Here is an 18463-nt window from a genome sequence, read left to right as displayed (position 1 = left end):
GCGCAATGTAAGCGTTCATTCCACGACGTTCTGCCAACCTGCTGAAAATCGCCCTAAAGTAACCTCACACTTTCCAACACGAGGTTACCCCCATGAGAAAGCACCGCACACCCGAACAGTGGCAGACCCTGGTTGATCAGCAGCGTGACAGCGGCCTCTCGGCTTCGCAATTTTGCAAACAAGGGAACATTGGTTACGCCAGTTTCTGCAACTGGCGCAAGCGTCTGTCCGATCCGTCGACCAATGATTCGACTGGATCCGGTGAAGCCGGTTTTCTGGATCTCTCGTCGTTGATGGGCAACTCCCCATCCTCCGGCCCAGGCTGGCACATTGTGCTCAGCCTGGGCAACGGCGTTGAACTCCGGCTGAGCCAGCACGGATGATCGGACTCGATAGCCAGGCCCGCATCTGGCTGTGCACCGAGCCCACCGACATGCGCAAATCGTTCCGGGGCCTGAGTGCCCTGGTTCGGAATCAGTTGAAGCACGACCCGCTCAGCGGCCAGTATTTCGTCTTCGTTAATCGGCGCAAGACTCAGATGAAGATGCTGTATTTTACGACCACCGGTTACTGCCTGTGGGCCAAGCGCCTGGAACAAGGGCAGTTCCGGGTGCCATTATCTGCCTCGGGGCAGCGAGCCCTGACCCTGACGGATCTGCAACTGCTGATCGATGGCATTGAGGTGCATAAATACCGCCAGTTCAAGCGTTTTCGAGGGGTATAGGAGACGGACTTCCGGTATAATATCGGCCATGAGTTCAACGACTTCCACTACCTCTTCCAACACGCCTTCTTACTCGGCTCTGGCCGAGGAGAATGCATTGCTGCGTGAACAACTTCAGGTCATGCAGCGGCAGTTGGACTGGTTCAAGAAGCAGCTGTTCGGTCCCAAGTCCGAGAAGCAGGTGTTTGACCTGCCTGGGCAGGATAGCCTGTTCGCGTCGGATGACGCCCCGGTTCCGGCGCAGCCGCCGAAAAATGAGAAGCGCACGGTTAAAGCCTATCAGCGCGGCACTGGCAAGAAACAGCGGGATGACGACTGCCTGAACGACACCGGCCTGCGCTTTACTGCCGATGTGCCGGTAGAAGTGGTTGAGCACCTGCCACCGGAGCTGACCGGCCCGGAGGCCGATCAGTACGAAGTGATTGGCAGCAAGACTACCTTCCGGCTGGCCCAGCGGGCCTCCAGTTACGTGGTGTTAAAGGTGGAGCGGCCAGTGTTCCGGCGCAAGGGCACCGAGAAGCCCATCACCACACCGGCCCCGTTCAACGTGCTGGACAACAGCCTGGCCGATGTCAGCCTGCTGGCCGGACTGTTGGTGGACAAATTCCAGTTCCACCTGCCGCTGTATCGTCAGCACCAACGCATCCGGCAAGCCGGTATCACCGTCAGTCGCAGCACCCTGACCAACCTGGTCAAGCGTGCCATCGATCTGCTGCGACCCATCGTGGATGCCCAGACCGACAACGTGTTGCGCAGCCGGGTGCTGGCGATGGATGAAACGCCCATCAAGGCCGGCCACCAGGGGCGCGCCGGCCCGCAAAAGGGCAAGATGAAAACTGGCTGGTTCTGGCCGTTATACGGCGATGCCGACGAGGTGGTGTTCACCTACTCGAACAGCCGTGGTCGCGCCCACATTGAGCAGGTACTCAGCGAATCGTTCAGCGGCACCCTGATCAGTGACGGCTATGCGGCCTATGCCCGTTATGCCGCGGCCCAGGAGAACGTCACCCATGCCCAATGTTGGGTGCATGGTCGCCGCTATTTTATCGAAGCACAGAAAGATCATCCTGAGACCGTCACCGAGGCCCTGCAACGGATCGCGATGCTGTATCGGAATGAAGAGGCCATCAAAGCTCAGGGGCTAACTGGCGAGAAGAAACGCCAGTACCGGTTGGATCACTCGAAGCCGGTGGTCAGCGACTTCTTCCAGTGGTGCCGGGATCAGTTGGCACAAGGCGGCCTCGTGCCCAGCGACCCACTGACCAAGGCCCTGAACTACGTTCTCAGCCGGGAAGCCAGCCTGACCGTGTTCCTGGAAAACCCGGACGTGCAGCCAGACACCAACCACCTGGAACGGGCTTTGCGGCCCATTCCCATGGGCAAGAAAAACTGGATGTTCTGCTGGACTGAACTGGGTGCGGAACACCTGGGTATCATCCAGAGCCTGATCAGCACCTGCAAGCTGCACGATATTAACCCCTACACTTACCTGGTGGACGTACTGCAACGCATCAGCCAGCACCCGGCCCTTGAAGTCAGCGACCTGACGCCCCGACTCTGGAAAATCCGGTTCGCCGAGAATCCACTACGGGCGCTGATCGATCCACGTCATCCTGATCGCCAGAACCCACAGCCGGAGGCCACCGTTCATGCGCATTGAAGACATGAGCATCGACCAGTTGCTGGAACTGAACCAGTATATCTGCCGACGCATTGATGAGCTCCGGGATCAGGAAAATCTCCAGGCGCTGAGTCAGTTGCGGGTTGGCTTGAAGGTGACCTTCGAGGGCCGGGAAGGCCCGGTATTGGGGATCGTCACCAAGATCAACCGCAAGAGTGTGATCGTGCTGGGGGAGGATGGCAGGAAGCAATACAAGGTCTCGCCGGAGTTATTAAGGCCCCTCCGTGACGTGAAGTAGGTCAACTACGTCTTGGAATGAACGCTTACGTCCGCCAAGCCTTTTTCCAGTAATACGATGCGCACCAGGCGCGCATAGGGCGAGGTTGCATTTAAGTAGAGTTCCATTGTTATTTCCCTAGTTGCTCGCTCAACGCGACGAGGTCTTCAGCCACAAAATCCCATGCTTCTTCTGCTTCTAAATCTTTGCTCTGGTGGAGTCCATATTCTGTGCGCCGGGGGATAAACGCCGTTTTCATTCCCTGTGCACGGGCAGCACGCAGGTCAGCATTATGCGCCGCGCACAGCATTACCTCTTCAGGCGGAAGGCGTAGCAGCCGGCAAGCCCCTAAATAAACCTCTGGGTCAGGCTTGTAGTGCTCGAATAACTCGGCGCAAAAAATCATATCCCACGGTAGCTTGGCGTGACGGGCAACATCGACCATTAATGAGACATTCCCGTTGGTCAGCGTGGCGATGATGACGTGCTCTTTCAGGCGCTGTAGGCCCTGTGGTACATCCGGCCAGGGTTCTAGTTGGTGCCAAAAGTGATTGACGCGATCAATGGTCGCTTCGTCTAGCGCAATCCCCTGTTGATCGAGTAGTTTGACCAGGCTTTCTCGATGCAACTCATCTAATACCGTCCAGGGGATTTCCCCTCTGCGTACCCTGTCCATGGAAGGCGCATAAAGCAGCCGCCATTGATCCGCCAGTTCTTCACTGGGTAGATCAATCCCCAGCTCTTGCTCAAGCTCCCTGAACTGATGAATCAAGCTGGATCGCCAATCAACAATAGTGCCAAATACGTCAAACACGATGGCTTTCATTCGTATCTCCTTGTTGGATGGTTATTGCTGACGGCGTCGTGAGGTGGCTAGAAGAATCCTGGGCTTATTTAGGCTTTTTTCACAAAGTGGGCGGTCACCATCATGTCGCCGACGCCGTCGACCTTACAGTCTAGTTGGTGATCTTTGCTGTCCATTAATCGCTTGATCACGGCTTTGGTGCCCACTTTGAGTACCAGTGAGCTGCCTTTGACCTTGAGGTCTTTGATCATCGTGACCTTGTCGCCTTCCGCTAACAGCGTGCCGTGGGCATCTTTTACCGTGACGGTGTCTTCCGCAGCAGCTTCAGCAGGGTTCCATTCGTGGGCGCATTCGGGGCAGATGAACAGGCGTTGATCCTGATAGACGAATTCGGATTGGCAGTGTGGGCAAGGTGGGCACGGCATGAGTGATGGCTTCTGTGGTTTGGTTTAGGCTGAAGATAATACTTAGCCAGAGGCACCGTGGCGAATGCCTTCACGCCCGCCCAAGAAAGGAGAGCCAGGATGAACAAACGTGACCTGGAAGCGACCTACCGTGATTACATCACCTGCCTCAATAATCAGGACTGGATGAAACTTGGCCAGTTCGTGCATGACGATGTCCACCACAACGGCAAGCGCCTAGGCATTGATGGCTATCGCGCCATGCTAGAAGCCGATTACGAGCAGATACCAGATCTTCACTTTAACATTGAGCTGCTGGCCGTTGATTCACCGCATGTTGCGTGCAGGCTGCGATTCGATGTCACCCCCAAAGGTAGCTTCCTCGGCCTTGCGGTGAATGGCAAAAAAATAACGTTTTGCGAGAACGCGTTCTACCGCTTCCACGATAATAAGATTCAGGAAGTCTGGACGGTGATCGATAAAGTCGCGATTGAGGCGCAGCTTGGTTAAACGTTCTGGTTATCTCCATTCACAAATGAATAGAGCAGAATATCGCATTCGGCTGAGCGCCCGCCAAGCGCGTCCGAGAGGTCGGGGCCTGTATGCAGGCGGCCCGGCCAGCGCAGCACCATGATCGCCAGAACGTTGCGGTGTTCACCACCCGCCAGCTCGTTTTCCCCCTCGGGCGAGGGAATGATGCCGCTGGCCGGGTCGATCGCCGCCATTAGCGCCTCGCGCACCCGTCCCACCAACGGGTGGTCCTCGCGGCCAGCCAGCAGGAAGGCCAATGCCACCTCGGCCTGGATGTCGGCCGTGGCGCGGGCCATGATGCCGACCGTCTCCCGTTCCAGCGCTTCCAGCACCCAGGCGTGCACCTCCGGGTCCACCTTCCGCTGGTAGTAGCGACTGTCAGCGATGACGAAGTGGGTCAGGCCATAGAGCCAGTTACGGTACTCGGCGTCGTCGAGCCCGGCGACTCGATCAGGCGGGTAGTGGCGTCGGAAGGCTTCTTCCACCTCCCGGCGCAGGTCCATCACGCCGAGCTGGTGCAGGAAGTACTTATAGTTGGCCACCTGAGCGGCATAGATCCCGATCACCGCGGGGTCGGTCAGGAAGGCCGCCCAGTCAACTTCTGCCTGGTAGCCCAGCGCCCGTTCGTGATCCTCAATGGCTGGCAGCAGGCCGTGGTACTCGGCCTGGACCAGCCTGAACAGCAGCCCCCGGGCGAAGGCGATCTCCTCCCACTCACCCAGCATAGCGCGCCGGGCACGCTGCTTGGCCGTGCGCTGCGAATAGTCGGCAACGATCGCCCGGCTGCGGGCAGCCGCGTACCCGGGCTCAGCCAGGCCGACGATGTCCTCCTCGAGTCGCGCCAGTAGTCGCTCGCCGTAGGCGTGATTGAGGGCCCGCCAGCGCTGCTCGCCAGTCAGGCGGTAAAGCCGCTGAGCAAAGTGGCGCTGCTTGTCATCGGACAGCGTCGGCAGCGCCTGCTCGTAGATCTCCTGGATGGCCAGACCGGCGTCGCGCTGGACGTCACGCTCCGTATGCGGCTCCATGGCGGCGCAGCCCGCCAACACCAGCACAATCATCAGTGAAAAGAGCTTTTTCATGACGGCCCCTTGGTGGCGTTCACTATCGATAGGCCATCATTGCACAGTTGATGAGCAATTAGGTGTTAGCTGATTGCTCATAAAAAAAGCGCCCTGAGGGCGCTTTTCATAATGGCTAGCGATTAGAAAGAAGTCCATTTCTCGGTGTCTTGCTTGCCACCAATCACGTGAGTCGGCAAGCCTTTGTTGGCCCGCGGCTGACTGTCACGCGCTCTTGGCGCAGCGGGTAGCGCACGTTGGCTTTGGCCGGTGGTCGCTCCCCTAAAGAACGATACTTCCTTCAACAACGCCTCTGCCTGGCTTTGCAGTGAACGCCCTGCCGCACTGGACTCTTCCACCAAGCTCGCGTTCTGCTGGGTGACACTGTCCATTTGCGAGACGGCGGTGTTTACCTGCTCGATACCTTGGGACTGCTCGCGGCTGGCGGTGGCAATCTCACCCATCAACACCGAGACGCGCTTAACGCCATGAACGATATCTTCGAGCGATTTGCCAGCTCGGTTGACCAGGCTTGAGCCGTTGTCGACTTGGCCGATACTTTCCTCAACGAGCTTTTTGATATCTTTGGCGGCATCAGCACTGCGCCCTGCCAGGTTGCGTACTTCGTTCGCCACTACCGCAAAGCCGCGACCCTGCTCGCCCGCGCGGGCGGCTTCTACCGAGGCGTTCAGCGCCAGCAAATTGGTCTGGAAGGCGATTTCATCGATCAAGCCGACGATACCAGCAATCTTGCGGCTTGAGGCGTTGATACCTTCCATTGCCTTGATGGCTTGACCTGCGATCTCGCCCCCGGCATTAGCTTGCTGGTTAACATCGTGCACGAGCTTGTCGGCTTCAGATGCGTTGTCGGCGTTCTGGCGCACGGTGGAGGTGATTTCGTCCATCGATGCCGCAGTCTGCTCGATGCTAGAGGCCTGCTCCTGCGTCCGGCGGCTGAGGTCGTCAGTGCCTAGCACGATTTCGTCGGCGGCCACATTCACGGACTCGGCGTTATTACGCACGGACATGACCACCTGCGAGAACTTGGTTTCCATGCTCTTTAACGCTCTGAGCATCACACCAAACTCATCCTTGGCTGAAGCGTCGACGTCGTTATCGAGCCTGCCTTCAGCCATGGCGTTGGCGAGTGCTTGTGCCTTGCCCAGCGGTGTCATGATGCCGCGAATCAACCATATTGAGAGCAGAACGCCGAAGATGATCGCCGCCACCATAACGCCTATAACGAAGTTGCGCGTCCAAATATAGTCGCTTGATGACTGCTGGTTATTGGCGGCGGCTTGGGCGCTGTTAAGGTCGATAAGGCCCTGAATCGCCGTGAGCACTTTAGGGTATTCAGCACGTAGCGTGGTGGTGGCTATCTCTCTGGCGGCGTCATAATCATTGCCAATCATTGCCGCGTTGATATCGTCAATACCGGCACGCAGACTGGCTAGCGACACGATAAAGCTTTCGGCTACCGCACGCTCTTGATCACCAGAAACACGCTCAGGGAAGTAATCATTCCAGGCGGCGTCGATAATGGCATCGTTTTCCGCAACCTCTTGTTTCGTTGTTATAGCAGATGCCGGGGTTCGATCGCGCTGCTCTGCCGTTATCTTAACCCGGTTGCCGAGCAGTGCTTGGTTGACCTTAATATTAACCCGGCAATAAAATAGCTATGATGCGGCGTATCGAATTGACGGGGCTTTGAAGTATTTCGCGACTCGCCTCGGGAGCTTCTGAAGCTTCCGAAGGTGAGACATCGCCTTCCTCTTCAGCTGGTCTCTGCTGCGCGCCGGAGTACCGCTATGCACGCCGGCTTTGAGGTCGCAGTTCAGATACTCATCGGGGTTCAATTCCGGCGAGTAGGGTGGAAGGTAGAACACTTCAATCTCATCCCGATGCTCCGCCAGCCAGGCCTTGACGATCTTGGCGTGATGGACCTTGAGGTTGTCCAGGATCAGGAAGACCTTCCGCTTGGCATCACGAATCAAGCGCTTCATGAAGTCGATCAGAATTTGCGCATTCATGGTGCCGTCGAAAAACCGGAACCGTACCTTGCCCTGGTTAGTGACGGCGGAAATGAGATTGATCGTCGCTCTTCTCGCATTGAGCCGGAGGATGGGGGTGACGCCTTGAGGTGAGTAGCCACGCACATGCTGGCTATCGCTACGCAACCCGGTCTCATCGCCCCAGTAAATCTCGGCATCTTCGGCCTTGGCTCGGGCATGAATGGTTGGGTAGTCCTCCTCCAGCCAGCGCTTTACTTCGGCTGGACGCTGCTCATAGGCCTGCTTCTTGGGCTTCTGAACAGTGAACCCCCAGCGTTTCAGATATTCGCCAATGGTGCGAATTGGCACCCACTTCCCGGTTTCCAGCTTGATCAACTCCTGTACGGCCTTGCGTGTCCACAGGGCATACTGAAGCTTCAACTGGTCAGGTGTCTTGTCGACCAACATGGCCTGGAGTCGACTTTCTTCATCAGGGGTGAGCTGGCGGCCAGAGCCCTCTCTTCGCCCACGAACCTGGGCGAGCAAGGCCTTTAGACCGCCTTCACGGTATTTCGTAAGCCACCGGCCGACGGTGAGGGGGTGAACGCCAACCTCCTTGGCGATCTCTTTGTTCTTCATCCCACGCTTGGAAAGGCGAACCGCAAGTTTTCGCTTTTCTTCCTGAGCGGCGGGATGGAGTGTGCGAGCATCTTCTCTGTTCATGCCGGCATTATAGCATAGCTATTTGGATGCCGGGTTAATAAGATCACCCAAGGTGAGTACGTTCCCCTCATAAGTACTGTTGAGGGCATCGTTGGTTTTGCTGAGACTGTAGAGACCGATAATACCGACAACAATTAACATCAAGATGCACGCGCCTAAACTCACGGCAAGCCGCAGTTTAACGCTTCGATTCAGAAGTAGCATGGGGGGATCTCGTGAAAGCCCGCAGCGCGTTGCATTGGGCAGGAGGAAGCCATCTCGGTAACTTCAAGCGTTTAGACCCAACGCATCTTGATACCAAGCAAAATGCATTATCGGCACGCACACAGAAACATTAAATTTTTTTAACTTATAAAGCGCCAATTTCTTATGTCATTACATGCTACCCGCCCCCTTTGATGGTCATTAACTTATCATCTGCATGACACAGCTTTGTCACCTAGGAGCGCTAACGTTGCATTGTGAGTCACAATCAAGTGAGCTCATACATTGCAAAAGGTGATCCAATGGAGCCTGTTCAATCCTCTGACTTAATGCTCCGCATCGAGAAAATGGGGGTGACATATCCTGGGAATGTTCTCGCACTCCGACCCACCACCGTTGATTTCCACAAAGGCGAGTTTACGGTTCTACTCGGTCTTTCCGGTGCAGGTAAATCTACGTTACTGCGCTCCCTTAACCACTTGGTGCGGCCCAGCACCGGCAAAGTGATCTCGGCTGAACTAGGTGCGCTCGAATCCATTACTACGGTACGCCGCCATCGGTGCAAAACCGCCATGGTTTTCCAGCACCATCAGCTCATTGAACGCCACACGGCGCTCCAGAATGTGCTGATGGGTCGGCTTGCTTACCACAGCACCTGGCGCAGTTTGTTTCCGCTACCCAGGCAGGAACAGGAGCTTGCCCTGCACTGCCTGGATCGCGTAGGCCTGGCTGAGAAGGCGCTTACCAGGGTCGATCAGCTGTCCGGAGGGCAGCAGCAACGCGTGGGCATTGCGCGTGCCTTGGCGCAGCAGCCCGCCATGATCCTGGCGGACGAGCCAGTGGCCAGCCTTGACCCGGCAACCTCTGAGCGAGTGCTTACGTTACTGCGAGACATATGCCGTGAAGATGGTATTACCGCCATCATTTCACTGCACCAGCTGGAATATGCCCAGCGGTTTGCTGACCGCATTATTGGACTAGCGAATGCCCAAATCGTTTTCGATGCAGCCCCGGCACAGTTACAGCAATGCCACCTGGATGAGATTTACCACGGTGCGCCAGGGGTTTTGCCCGAAGCCGATGAAACCACCAACCCCACCCCTCAATCCGCGAATACCCCTTCGATAAAACTGGAGATTGCACAATGAAACCGCTATTCAGCTTTTTCTTCGCTATCTGTCTTATGGCTGGAATGACCGTGTCGGCCTTAGCTGCGGATCCTGATCCAAACCCAGACCTGTTAAAAGTCGCACTGCTCCCTGATGAAAACGCTTCTGAACTGATCAAACGCAACCAGCCATTGAAAGACTATCTTGAAAGCACGCTTGGCAAAGAAATTGAGCTAATTGTCACTACAGATTACTCCTCCATGATCGAAGCCATGCGTTTTGGTCGCATCGACCTCGCCTACTTCGGGCCCCTCTCCTATGTAATGGCAAAAAGCAAAAGCGAGATCGAAGCCTTTGCGGCCATGATTGTGGATGGCAAGCCCACCTATCGCTCCATCATTATTGCCAATGTCGATTCCGGCGTTGAGTCTTATGCCGATATCGAGGGCATGAAGATGGCCTATGGCGACCGAGCCTCCACTTCAAGCCACCTGATTCCCAAAACCGTGCTGCTTGAATCGGCGGGACTAGAAGCAGGAGAGGATTATGAAGCCCATTTTGTTGGCTCCCATGATGCCGTGGCGGTGAACGTTGCCAATGGGAATGCAGATGCAGGGGGACTATCGGAAGTGATCTTTGAACATGTGATGGACCGCGGCCTGATAGATCGCAGCAAGGTTAGGGTGTTGGGTCACAGTGGGGAGTATCCGCAGTACCCCTGGGCGATGCGTTCCAACTTGAGCCCGGAACTCAAGCAGGAGATACAAGACGCTTTCATTAGCATTGATGATGAAGAAATCCTGAGCAACCTGAAAGCCGAAGGTTTCGCCGTTATCACTGACTCCGATTACGATGTGATCCGGGAAATGGGAAGCCTGCTCAATCTTGATTTCTCCAAGATGTAAGGGGGCATTATGAATCATTCCAAAATAGTGCCGCCAGATCTTTCATCGCTTTCTCCCGACGCCGTATTGGACGAACACGCGCGCGGCTGGAGGAGCAAGCTCTTCCAGGCGGGTTCGGTGCTGGCAGTGGTTCTCCTGGCGAGTTGGTACGTGGACCTGCTGGATTTTCTCACCCTGGCCAACGGGGTTCCTGCCATCGCTACCCTGCTGGGTGAATCGCTACCCCCTGACTTCACCAACGCCATGGATTGGATAGCGCCGCTGGTCGATACCCTCGCCATGAGCATTGCCGGTACGGCGATAGCGGTTACCGCTTCCGTGCCCCTGGCGTTCCTGGCTGCTCGCAATACCTCGCCCCACCCCGTGGTCTTCCACGTAACCCGCACGTTGCTAAATGCTCTGCGCTCGGTGCCCGAGTTGATTATGGGCATTATCTTCGTTGCTGCAGTGGGTTTTGGCGCCTTGCCGGGCGTGCTAGCGCTCGGCCTTCATTCCATTGGGATGGTGGGTAAATTCTTTGCCGAAGCGATTGAGCATGTCGACCCAGACCCAGTGGAAGCCGCCAATGCCGCTGGCGCGACTCGCTTACAGGTTCACTGGCACGCGGTGCTGCCGCAGGTTCTTCCTCAGTTTGCCGATGTCTCCATCTATCGCTGGGAATACAATTTTCGCGCCTCGACGGTCATGGGCATGGTGGGGGCCGGCGGGATCGGCTTCGAGCTAATGGGCTCTTTACGCATCATGCAGTACCAGGAAGTCAGCGCCATCCTGATTGTCATACTCGTTATGGTGACAATGGTGGATAGCCTTAGCGGCCATCTTCGTAAGAAATTCAAGTAAGGAAATCAAATGAAACCAAGGGTTTTCATTACCCACCGGGTACATAACAGTGTGCTGGAAAGGCTGGAACAGAGCTGTGAATTAATCACCAACCAGTCAGACACTACCTTGCCCGCCGCCGAGGTAAAGGCCCGCGCGGCAACCGCAGATGGCATGATGGTGTTTATGCCGGACCAGGTCAGCGAGGAATTTCTAGCTGGCTGCCCCAAGCTGAAAGTCATTGGCGCCGCTTTGAAGGGATACGATAATTTCGATGTAGAGGCCTGTACACGTCATGGCGTTTGGCTGACCTTCGTACCGGATTTGCTGACAGTGCCAACGGCTGAGCTCACCATAGGGCTAACCATTAGCCTAATCCGACATGTTCGGGCGGCCGACGAGTACGTTCGTTCTGGCCAGTTCAGGGGGTGGCAGCCAACGTTCTATGGGCTTGGTATTGCAGACGCTACTGTGGGTATCGTCGGCATGGGCCCCATCGGCAAGGCTGTGGCAACGCGGTTCAAAGGCTGGGGGGCCACCTTACTGTATTCTCAGCCAGACGCCTTGCCCGCTGCGGAGGAGGAAACGCTCGGCGTGGCGCGCAAGTCGCTTGAAGAGCTGCTCGGGCAAGCCGACATTGTCATTTTGGCCCTGCCGCTCAATAAACAAACGCTGCATACCATGAACGCTGCGCGCTTGGCCCTGATGAAACCAGGCGCCTTTTTGATCAACCCATGCAGGGGTTCTGTAGTGCAGGAAGCTGCCGTTTTGGAAGCATTGGAGTCAGGGCAGTTGGGCGGCTACGCAGCGGATGTTTTTGAAATGGAAGATTGGGCTCGAGAGGATCGTCCGCAAGAGATTTGCCCCACTTTGCGAGCACATCCCAACACACTATTCACGGCACACATTGGCTCTGCCGTCGAGGATGTGCGGCTGATGATTGAACAGCGTGCTGCCGACAATATTCTGCAAGCGTTACAAGGAGAACGCCCTCAGGATGCGGCTAATTCGCCCACTATCACTGAGACAACTCCATGCTGAACTTGGTCTGGCTGAAAAGTTTTACCACACTGGTTCAGCATCGACGTTTTCAGGCCGCCGCCCAAGCTCTCGGTATCGCACAACCCACGCTTTCACAGCACATTCAAAAGCTCGAAGAGCAGCTAGGTGCCCTGTTGATACGCCGCAGTAAAACGGGATGCGAGCCCACCAAAGCAGCCCTGGCGCTTATGCCTCTAGCGCTTAGTATGTTGCAACTGGACGAGCGTGCCCGAGAAGTCGTTAGTGGTACGCGTTTACGCGTAGGGGCAAGTTCCAACATCGGTATTTACATGCTCCAGCCCTACGTGAGCACGTTCAAGAACATTCCGGCGGTACCTGAGCTGGACCTTGTGATTGATAACAATCCAAACATTGCCAGACAATTGACCAGCGGCGAGCTGGATATTGCGGTGATGGAGTGGTGGCACCCAAAACCTGGCTTCCAGGCAATGGATTGGCGACAGGAACCCGTGGTTTTAATTACCCGACCAGATCACCCCTATGCGGGCTGGCATGAAATAGACCGGGAAACCCTTGCCGGAATGAGCTTGCTTGGTGGTGAACCCGGAACAGGTACTGGCCGGTTGCTGGCAAATTTCTTTGGCGAAAGAGGGCCGTTTCCGAAGGTTTCAATGCAACTGGGCAGTACCGAAGCGGTTAAACAGGCTGTCAAAGCTGGCCTTGGCGTATCACTGGTGCTGGCAGCTTGCGTCGAAGAGGAGATTCAAGCGGGCACCTTGTGTGCCATCCCGGTCAGTGATGCCGCATTGGCAAAAAAACTGATGGTCATTTGCCCTGAGACGCTTGCGCGGCAACCGCCAGTTTCCACTTTCGTCAGCCATATATGTCAGTGAAAAACGAGTGACATCTTTAGAGCCAGGGAAGGCGTGTGGGTGGCTAAGAATAGGTGCCATTGAGACCCCAAACTTCGCAGAATCGTTAGAAGACGCGGGTGGGGTTGGGTGAGACTCAGCCCACCAGCTGCCGGTCGTAGAGGTCGAGCACCGCCGCCAGATAGAGCCACCCTTCCAGCGTCCAGATCGCGGTGATATCGGCCACCCAGGCCCGGTTCGGTTCAGCCACCATGAATTGGCGGTTCAACAAGTTAGGCGCCACCGGTAGGCTATGCTCACTGTCGGTTGTATGACGCCAGCGGCGCCGCTGCCGTGCCTCTACACCAGCTTCCCGCATCAGGCTGCGAGCCTGGTAACGGCCGACATCGTTGCCTCGGCGTCGCAGTTCTCTGGCCATGCGGCGGCTGCCATAGCTGCCACGCTTCTGGAGATGAATCTCTCTGACTTCGTGGTGCAGGGCCTGGCGCGCCTCATCAGGGCCACGTCGTCGCCAGTCATAGAAACCACTCCGGCTGACCTGCATAACCCGACACAGCACGGCCACGGGATAAGTGGCCTTCTCCGACTCGATGAACTGGTATCTCAGCTCGACTCTTTGGCGAAGAAGGCCGCCGCCTTTTTTAAAATATCCTTTTCAATCTGAAGCTTACGAACTTCTTCGCGGAGCTTCTTGATCTCGGCATCGCGATCGTCCTCCTGCCGTCCCGGGATGCCGGAGACCTGCTGACGGTACTTGCGGCACCAGCGGTTCAGCACGCTGCGCTCCACGCCCAGGCGCCGGGCGGCCTCGGATACGGAATACCCCTGATCGATCACCAGGCTCACCGCATCTGCCTTGAATTCATCGGAAAACCGACGTCGAGTCTTCTTGGTCATGAACACCTCCATGGCCTCCATTATGAGGCTTATCGGGGTGTCCGCTCCAATTGGACCACTTCAAGAATAGGAAGCACGTTATGCAGTTGAATCGGGTGAGCAGTTTCAAGAGTGCGGGTAAGTTGATTACCGGACAGGGGGCCAGTGAACAGTTGGGCCTGCATGTACAGGCACTGGGCATGCAGAATCCCTTGATCGTGACGGATGCCGGGGTGGTGGCCTCAGGCACGCTGGAGGGGGTTACCAGGCAGTTGCAGGCCTTGGGGCTTTCCTGTGGTGTGTTCGATGGTGTAACCCCAGAGCCGGAAGTGGCTATCGTGGAAACCTGCACGGAGGTGTTCGTGTCGGGCCAGCACGATAGCGTGATTGCCGTGGGCGGCGGCAGTGCCATGGATATCGCCAAATGCGTGGCGGTGTATGCGCGCCATGAGGGGCCGCTGGAAGCGCTATTTGGCGAGCAGCAGGTGCGCCAGCGTGAGGTGCCTTTGATTGCCATGCCCACTACCGCAGGGACTGGGTCGGAGGTGACTAACATCGCCATTCTGTCCGACAAGGTCCAGCAGATGAAGAAGGGCATCGTGAGCGATTGCCTGCTGCCGGATGTGGCGATCGTGGCGCCCGAGCTGACGCTGAGCTGCCCGCGCAGCGTTACGGCTGCCAGCGGTGTGGACGCGCTGGTGCACGCGGTGGAGGCGTATCTTTCCAATTTTGCGACGCCTATCACGGACGCCTTGGCGGTCAAGGCCATGGGGTTGATCGTTTCGGCGTTGCCGAAGGCGTTTGCCAATCCTCAGCATCTTCAGGCCCGCGAGGACATGGCGACCGGTAGCCTGCTGGCGGGGCTGGCGTTCGGCAATGCGGGGGTCGGGGCAGTGCATGCGTTGGCGTATCCGTTGGGCGGGCGTTATCAGTTGGCCCATGGGGTGACCAATGCGCTGCTGCTGCCCTTCGTGATGGAGTGGAACAAGCTGGCGTGTGTGGAGCGTTTCCGGGGCATCGCCGAGGCTTTTGGCGAGCCGGTGGCGGGGCTTTCCGACCATGCGGTGGCCGATGCCGTGATTGCGCGTATGCATCGCTTGTGTGCCGAGGTGGAAATTCCGTCTGGCTTGCGCTCGTTCGATATCCCCGAGTCAGCGATTCCCGAGCTGGCTGCCGAAGCTATCAAGGTGGAGCGGCTGCTGCGCAATAATCCCAGGGTCTTGAGCCTAGAGGATATCGAGGCCATCTATCGCGCCGCCTACTGACGCGGTGACGCGTTACTAACAATACCAATAAAATCGATCAGGAGTTCATGCCATGAGCGCTTGGAAACATCGCGTTGACGGTGAGGAGAGCCCGTACACGCCGTTAGGTCCGTTCAAGCTTCGCTTGCCTTTCTATCACTACCGCTTCGAGCTGCCTGACTATTTGCAGGGGCTATTGATGTGTGCCGTCGATCTGGCGGCGATTCCGCTCATGATGCAGTTGCTGGGGATGCCTTTCGAGGCGGCACTGGCCATCGTAATTTTGAACGGTTTGCTGTACCTGCTGCACCATCTGCTGGGGGACCCGGTGATCCCTGGCTGGATTACTCCGGCCATTCCGCTGTTGATGGCGTATGTGGCGACCTTCCCCGAGGGGGTCGATAGGGTGCATGCGTTGATTGCTTTCCAGATGATGCTGGGGGTCCTGGCCATCGGCCTGGGGGTCACGGGCATGGCCAGCAAGGTGGTGCGGCTGATTCCTTCGGCCATCAAGGCGGGGGTGATCATGGGCGCTGGTCTGGCGGCCATCGTGGTGGTATTCGATGAGGGTGGCCGCTTCGAGCAGTATCCCTTTACCATCACGATTGCCGTGGGTGTTGCCTTTTATCTTATTTTTTCCCGCCATTTCAATAAGCTGAAAGCCCAGGGTGGTGTGTGGGGTGCGGTAGGCAAACTGGGAATCTTTCCGATCATCGTGCTGGCTATCGTGGTGGCTCCGCTGTTTGGGGAAGCTCCATGGCCAGATGTGGAATGGGGGTTCAGCCAGCCTGACTTCGCGTTGATGTTCAGTGAGTACACGGTGTTCGGCGTGGGCATGCCGCCGCTGATGATGTTTCTGACGGCGATTCCTACGGTGTTGGCGGCGTATATCGTGTTGTTTGGCGATGTGTTGCAGAGCAAGGCGCTGCTGGAGGAGGCCGATGAGAAGCGCCGCGACGAGAAGATCGACTATAACCCCAACCGTGCCCACATGATCTTTGGTGGTCGTAATTTCGGAATGAGCATTTTTGGCCCCGACGTGGTGATGTGTGGCCCGCTGTGGGCGGCAATGCATGTGGTCACGGTTGAGCGTTACAAGCAGGGCAAGGCGGCGATGAACTCTATCTTCGGGGGTTCGGGGTCGTTCCGTTGGGGAACCAACACGGGGTTGCTGCTGCTGCCAATCGTGAGTCTGGTAGAGCCTATTCTGGGCATTGCGCTGGCGCTGACGCTATTGATTCAGGGCTATGTCAGCGTACGCATCGGCATCATGGAGGCGCGTAGCCAGCGTGATCTTGGCATTGCCGGAATTATTGCGGCAATGCTGGTCATCAAGGGCGCTACCTGGGCCTTTGCCGTGGGGATTCTGCTGTGCGCGCTGATTTACGGGCGCCGTTTCTTCTCGGGCGAGGTGGACAAGACCTTCGTGAAGGATTGGGAGGAAGCATCCGTGCCTTCTGCTGACCCTGAGCCTCGGGTCCCGCTGCAAAAGTAGTCGACATGACGCTGTGCAGGCCGAGCCGCCGGGTTACGCTGGGGTTCGGCGCCGTGTGCTGGCCAATCGTGCGGTTCGGCCAGCCATGGCGGGATGGTTCGCAGTTATCCCTGGAGGGAGATCATGCAGCGAATAGAGGCGTGCCTTTCATTGGCGGCGGCATTGCCCTTGTTTGAGCAGCACGGTACGGATGCGGTGGAGGTGTTTCATCGCCAGGGCCAGGTGATTGGGGTGTTGACCCGTACCGATATCGAGCAGGCTCAGCGGGAAGGGGCACTCGACCAGCCGGTGGAGGCACATTTGCGCTACCGGGTCACCGGTGCGAAGCCAGCCCTTGAGGCGGCAGAGGTGGAGGCGTTCGGGTTCGATGAGGAGCCCATGCGTTCTTTGCTGGATGCCTTGCACGATGGGGTCTATATCACCGATGCCAACGGTATCACGGTGACAATCAATCAGGCTTATGAACGCATCACCGGTATTCAGCGAGAGGAGGTGGTGGGCTTCCACATGGCGGATCTGGTCAAGGCGGGGTTCATTTCCAAATCGGCGTCGCTGGAGGTGATTCGTGAGCTGCGCCCGATCACGCTGGCGCAGACGATCCATGGTAGCCGCAAGATCGTGGTCACGGGGACCCCGCTGTTTGGTCAGGACGGCAGGTTAGCCTATGTGGTGACCAGCGTTCGCGATATCACGGAGCTGCTGCTGGCCAAGCATGCCCAGGAGCAGCTTGAGCAGATCGAGCGTATCCGTGAGGCGTATCAGGTGCGAGAAGTATCGGCGCTGAGTGCTCCTGGGGTGATTACCAGCCCGTGCACGGAGCCTTGCTTCGACCTGGCGCGCCGGGTGGCAAAATCGACGGCCAAGGTTCTGATTCAGGGTGAAACCGGTACCGGAAAGACCTTGTTGGCGCGTTATATCCATCAGCACAGTGACCGTTCTGATGGCCCGTTCATGGAGTTGAACTGTACGGCGTTTCCGGAAGGGCTACTGGAGGCCGAGCTGTTTGGCTATGCCGCCGGGGCATTTACCGGTGCTGCGCCCAAGGGTAAGCAGGGGCTGCTGGATGTGGCCCATGGGGGAACGCTGTTTCTGGATGAGATCGGTGACTTGCCCATGGCCTTGCAGGTAAAGCTATTGAAGGTGGTGGAAGAAAACCGCTATTTGCCTGTGGGTGATACCGCATTTCGGCAAGCCAACGTGCGGCTGATTACGGCGACGCATCAGGTGTTGTTGGAGCGTGTACAGCAAGGGGCTTTTCGGGAGGATCTCTTCTATCGGCTGAGTGTGGTGCCGCTGCGGTTGCCACCGTTGCGGGAGCGGCGCGAGGAGGTGATTCCTTTGCTGCAGCATTATTTAGTGCACTTTAATCAGTTGCACGGTATGTCGCACCGCTGGTCACCCGAGGCGTTGGAGCTGCTGGCGGGGTATGCGTGGCCGGGCAATATACGCGAGCTGATGAACCTCACCGAACGCCTGGTCGTGACCCTGGAACAGGAAGAGGTGACCTCGGCAGATTTGCCCCGTGAGCTATTTCCCAGCCCCGGCCAAGCCGCGGCACCGGAAGGGCCGCGTGCACTTTGCGAGCAACATTCCTTGCGCCATCAGGTGAGCCGATTCGAGCGGCAAGTGATCGAGCATGCGCTGGCCTTGCACGGGTCTACTCGCGCGGCAGCGGCAGTATTGGGCGTGGACCAATCCACGTTGGTGAAAAAGCAGCGCCGCTGGCGCGATTCACCGTTGGGGTAAGGCAGCGCTGACACGCCAGGTTCTACGCCAGGTCCTATCCCACGGTTTCAATTCTAT

At 57.2% G+C, this 18463-nt stretch carries 19 protein-coding genes and 1 pseudogene; 13 read left to right on the top strand and 7 right to left on the bottom strand.

The genetic code is table 11. The annotated features are described in order from the left end of the window. Positions 1 to 92 precede the first annotated feature (92 nt). From tnpA to RVM26_RS11265, 4 genes are read left to right on the top strand one after another with little or no spacing between them, the layout of a single operon-like run. Positions 93 to 383, top strand: coding sequence for an IS66 family insertion sequence element accessory protein TnpA (gene tnpA / locus RVM26_RS11280; protein ID WP_498938428.1), 291 nt, complete (start codon positions 93 to 95; stop codon positions 381 to 383). Continuing rightward, positions 380 to 724, top strand: a complete 345-nt coding sequence (gene tnpB, locus RVM26_RS11275; RefSeq protein ID WP_498938316.1) for an IS66 family insertion sequence element accessory protein TnpB — start codon at positions 380 to 382, stop codon at positions 722 to 724. Before tnpA ends, tnpB begins: the two co-directional genes overlap by 4 nt. After that, the gene (tnpC, locus tag RVM26_RS11270; protein WP_498938660.1) at positions 678 to 2384 is read left to right on the top strand and encodes an IS66 family transposase; all 1707 of its coding nucleotides are present in this window, start codon (positions 678 to 680) and stop codon (positions 2382 to 2384) included. The genes tnpB and tnpC overlap by 47 nt, the downstream gene beginning before the upstream one ends. Next, the gene (locus RVM26_RS11265) at positions 2374 to 2643 is read left to right on the top strand and encodes a hypothetical protein (protein ID WP_113862548.1); all 270 of its coding nucleotides are present in this window, start codon (positions 2374 to 2376) and stop codon (positions 2641 to 2643) included. The genes tnpC and RVM26_RS11265 overlap by 11 nt, the downstream gene beginning before the upstream one ends. A 109-nt stretch (positions 2644 to 2752) precedes the next feature. Here RVM26_RS11265 and RVM26_RS11260 read toward each other — a convergent pair whose 3' ends face one another. Together RVM26_RS11260 and RVM26_RS11255 are read right to left on the bottom strand one after the other, a co-directional pair. Further along, positions 2753 to 3448, bottom strand: a complete 696-nt coding sequence (locus RVM26_RS11260; protein WP_498938657.1) for an HAD family hydrolase — start codon at positions 3446 to 3448, stop codon at positions 2753 to 2755. 68 nt (positions 3449 to 3516) lie between these two features. Then, positions 3517 to 3852, bottom strand: coding sequence for a zinc ribbon domain-containing protein YjdM (locus RVM26_RS11255; protein WP_339935700.1), 336 nt, complete (start codon positions 3850 to 3852; stop codon positions 3517 to 3519). A 99-nt stretch (positions 3853 to 3951) separates the two neighbouring features. Here RVM26_RS11255 and RVM26_RS11250 point away from each other — a divergent pair, with 99 nt between their 5' ends. Then, positions 3952 to 4341, top strand: coding sequence for an ester cyclase (locus RVM26_RS11250; protein WP_498938655.1), 390 nt, complete (start codon positions 3952 to 3954; stop codon positions 4339 to 4341). Here the strand turns inward: RVM26_RS11250 and RVM26_RS11245 are convergent. The 4 genes from RVM26_RS11245 to RVM26_RS11230 all read right to left on the bottom strand — a co-directional run bounded on the left by RVM26_RS11245 (position 4338) and on the right by RVM26_RS11230 (position 8338). Continuing rightward, positions 4338 to 5441: a DUF3541 domain-containing protein gene (locus tag RVM26_RS11245; RefSeq protein WP_498938653.1), complete on the bottom strand. Its 1104-nt coding sequence runs from the start codon at positions 5439 to 5441 to the stop codon at positions 4338 to 4340. The two genes, RVM26_RS11250 and RVM26_RS11245, sit on opposite strands and share 4 nt — an antisense overlap. Before the next feature lie 122 nt (positions 5442 to 5563). Beyond that, positions 5564 to 7057, bottom strand: a complete 1494-nt coding sequence (locus RVM26_RS11240; protein ID WP_498941741.1) for a methyl-accepting chemotaxis protein — start codon at positions 7055 to 7057, stop codon at positions 5564 to 5566. Positions 7058 to 7096: 39 nt separating this feature from the next. Further along, positions 7097 to 8134: an IS630 family transposase gene (locus tag RVM26_RS11235; RefSeq protein WP_287804249.1), complete on the bottom strand. Its 1038-nt coding sequence runs from the start codon at positions 8132 to 8134 to the stop codon at positions 7097 to 7099. An 18-nt stretch (positions 8135 to 8152) separates the two neighbouring features. Further along, complete coding sequence (locus RVM26_RS11230) at positions 8153 to 8338, bottom strand: MCP four helix bundle domain-containing protein (protein WP_498938651.1); 186 nt, start codon at positions 8336 to 8338, stop codon at positions 8153 to 8155. A gap of 302 nt (positions 8339 to 8640) precedes the next feature. Between RVM26_RS11230 and phnC the strand changes: the two genes are divergently transcribed. Genes phnC through RVM26_RS11205 form a run of 5 tightly spaced genes read left to right on the top strand, consistent with a single transcriptional unit; the run spans position 8641 to position 13066 of the window. Continuing rightward, entirely contained in the window at positions 8641 to 9486 is an 846-nt protein-coding gene (gene phnC, locus RVM26_RS11225) for a phosphonate ABC transporter ATP-binding protein (protein ID WP_133733744.1), read from the top strand. Next, the gene (phnD, locus tag RVM26_RS11220) at positions 9483 to 10352 is read left to right on the top strand and encodes a phosphate/phosphite/phosphonate ABC transporter substrate-binding protein (RefSeq protein ID WP_133733743.1); all 870 of its coding nucleotides are present in this window, start codon (positions 9483 to 9485) and stop codon (positions 10350 to 10352) included. Before phnC ends, phnD begins: the two co-directional genes overlap by 4 nt. 9 nt (positions 10353 to 10361) lie before the next feature. Continuing rightward, a complete protein-coding gene (gene phnE / locus RVM26_RS11215) occupies positions 10362 to 11192 on the top strand; it encodes a phosphonate ABC transporter, permease protein PhnE (RefSeq protein WP_133733742.1) in 831 nt (276 codons plus the stop codon). Positions 11193 to 11201: 9 nt separating this feature from the next. Further along, positions 11202 to 12212 (top strand): phosphonate dehydrogenase, encoded by a 1011-nt coding sequence (locus RVM26_RS11210; protein ID WP_133733741.1) that lies wholly within the window; start codon positions 11202 to 11204, stop codon positions 12210 to 12212. Beyond that, complete coding sequence (locus tag RVM26_RS11205; protein ID WP_133733740.1) at positions 12206 to 13066, top strand: LysR family transcriptional regulator; 861 nt, start codon at positions 12206 to 12208, stop codon at positions 13064 to 13066. Before RVM26_RS11210 ends, RVM26_RS11205 begins: the two co-directional genes overlap by 7 nt. Before the next feature lie 118 nt (positions 13067 to 13184). On the opposite strand, the pseudogene RVM26_RS11200 reads toward RVM26_RS11205, so the two are convergent. Beyond that, positions 13185 to 13942 (bottom strand): annotated as a pseudogene (locus RVM26_RS11200) (IS3 family transposase); the annotation flags it as partial. Positions 13943 to 14022: 80 nt separating this feature from the next. On the opposite strand from RVM26_RS11200, the gene RVM26_RS11195 reads away from it, so the two are divergent. The 3 genes from RVM26_RS11195 (at position 14023) to RVM26_RS11185 (ending at position 18406) form a co-directional block, all read left to right on the top strand. Beyond that, entirely contained in the window at positions 14023 to 15186 is a 1164-nt protein-coding gene (locus RVM26_RS11195; protein WP_498938646.1) for an iron-containing alcohol dehydrogenase, read from the top strand. A 52-nt stretch (positions 15187 to 15238) separates the two neighbouring features. Beyond that, positions 15239 to 16660: a hypothetical protein gene (locus tag RVM26_RS11190; protein WP_193460871.1), complete on the top strand. Its 1422-nt coding sequence runs from the start codon at positions 15239 to 15241 to the stop codon at positions 16658 to 16660. Between the two features lie 123 nt (positions 16661 to 16783). After that, positions 16784 to 18406, top strand: coding sequence for a sigma 54-interacting transcriptional regulator (locus RVM26_RS11185; RefSeq protein ID WP_498938644.1), 1623 nt, complete (start codon positions 16784 to 16786; stop codon positions 18404 to 18406). The last annotated feature ends 57 nt before the right edge of the window (positions 18407 to 18463 follow it).

Source organism: Halomonas sp. KM072, from assembly GCF_050710315.1.
Taxonomy (GTDB): domain Bacteria; phylum Pseudomonadota; class Gammaproteobacteria; order Pseudomonadales; family Halomonadaceae; genus Vreelandella; species Vreelandella hamiltonii.
The sequence above is the reverse complement of the archived record's forward strand: the minus strand, read 5'-3'. Positions and strand labels throughout refer to the sequence as shown.

Excerpts from the sequence above, each read along its gene's own strand:
- RVM26_RS11190 (WP_193460871.1), top strand. The coding sequence starts at position 15,239 with ATGAGCGCTTGGAAACATCGCGTTGACGGTGAGGAGAGCCCGTACACG.
- RVM26_RS11245 (WP_498938653.1), bottom strand. The coding sequence starts at position 5,441 with ATGAAAAAGCTCTTTTCACTGATGATTGTGCTGGTGTTGGCGGGCTGC.
- RVM26_RS11205 (WP_133733740.1), top strand. The coding sequence starts at position 12,206 with ATGCTGAACTTGGTCTGGCTGAAAAGTTTTACCACACTGGTTCAGCAT.
- RVM26_RS11210 (WP_133733741.1), top strand. The coding sequence starts at position 11,202 with ATGAAACCAAGGGTTTTCATTACCCACCGGGTACATAACAGTGTGCTG.
- RVM26_RS11260 (WP_498938657.1), bottom strand. The coding sequence starts at position 3,448 with ATGAAAGCCATCGTGTTTGACGTATTTGGCACTATTGTTGATTGGCGA.
- RVM26_RS11265 (WP_113862548.1), top strand. The coding sequence starts at position 2,374 with ATGCGCATTGAAGACATGAGCATCGACCAGTTGCTGGAACTGAACCAG.
- RVM26_RS11255 (WP_339935700.1), bottom strand. The coding sequence starts at position 3,852 with ATGCCGTGCCCACCTTGCCCACACTGCCAATCCGAATTCGTCTATCAG.
- tnpB (WP_498938316.1), top strand. The coding sequence starts at position 380 with ATGATCGGACTCGATAGCCAGGCCCGCATCTGGCTGTGCACCGAGCCC.
- RVM26_RS11230 (WP_498938651.1), bottom strand. The coding sequence starts at position 8,338 with ATGCTACTTCTGAATCGAAGCGTTAAACTGCGGCTTGCCGTGAGTTTA.
- RVM26_RS11250 (WP_498938655.1), top strand. The coding sequence starts at position 3,952 with ATGAACAAACGTGACCTGGAAGCGACCTACCGTGATTACATCACCTGC.
- phnD (WP_133733743.1), top strand. The coding sequence starts at position 9,483 with ATGAAACCGCTATTCAGCTTTTTCTTCGCTATCTGTCTTATGGCTGGA.
- phnE (WP_133733742.1), top strand. The coding sequence starts at position 10,362 with ATGAATCATTCCAAAATAGTGCCGCCAGATCTTTCATCGCTTTCTCCC.
- phnC (WP_133733744.1), top strand. The coding sequence starts at position 8,641 with ATGGAGCCTGTTCAATCCTCTGACTTAATGCTCCGCATCGAGAAAATG.
- tnpA (WP_498938428.1), top strand. The coding sequence starts at position 93 with ATGAGAAAGCACCGCACACCCGAACAGTGGCAGACCCTGGTTGATCAG.
- RVM26_RS11235 (WP_287804249.1), bottom strand. The coding sequence starts at position 8,134 with ATGAACAGAGAAGATGCTCGCACACTCCATCCCGCCGCTCAGGAAGAA.
- RVM26_RS11185 (WP_498938644.1), top strand. The coding sequence starts at position 16,784 with ATGCAGCGAATAGAGGCGTGCCTTTCATTGGCGGCGGCATTGCCCTTG.
- RVM26_RS11195 (WP_498938646.1), top strand. The coding sequence starts at position 14,023 with ATGCAGTTGAATCGGGTGAGCAGTTTCAAGAGTGCGGGTAAGTTGATT.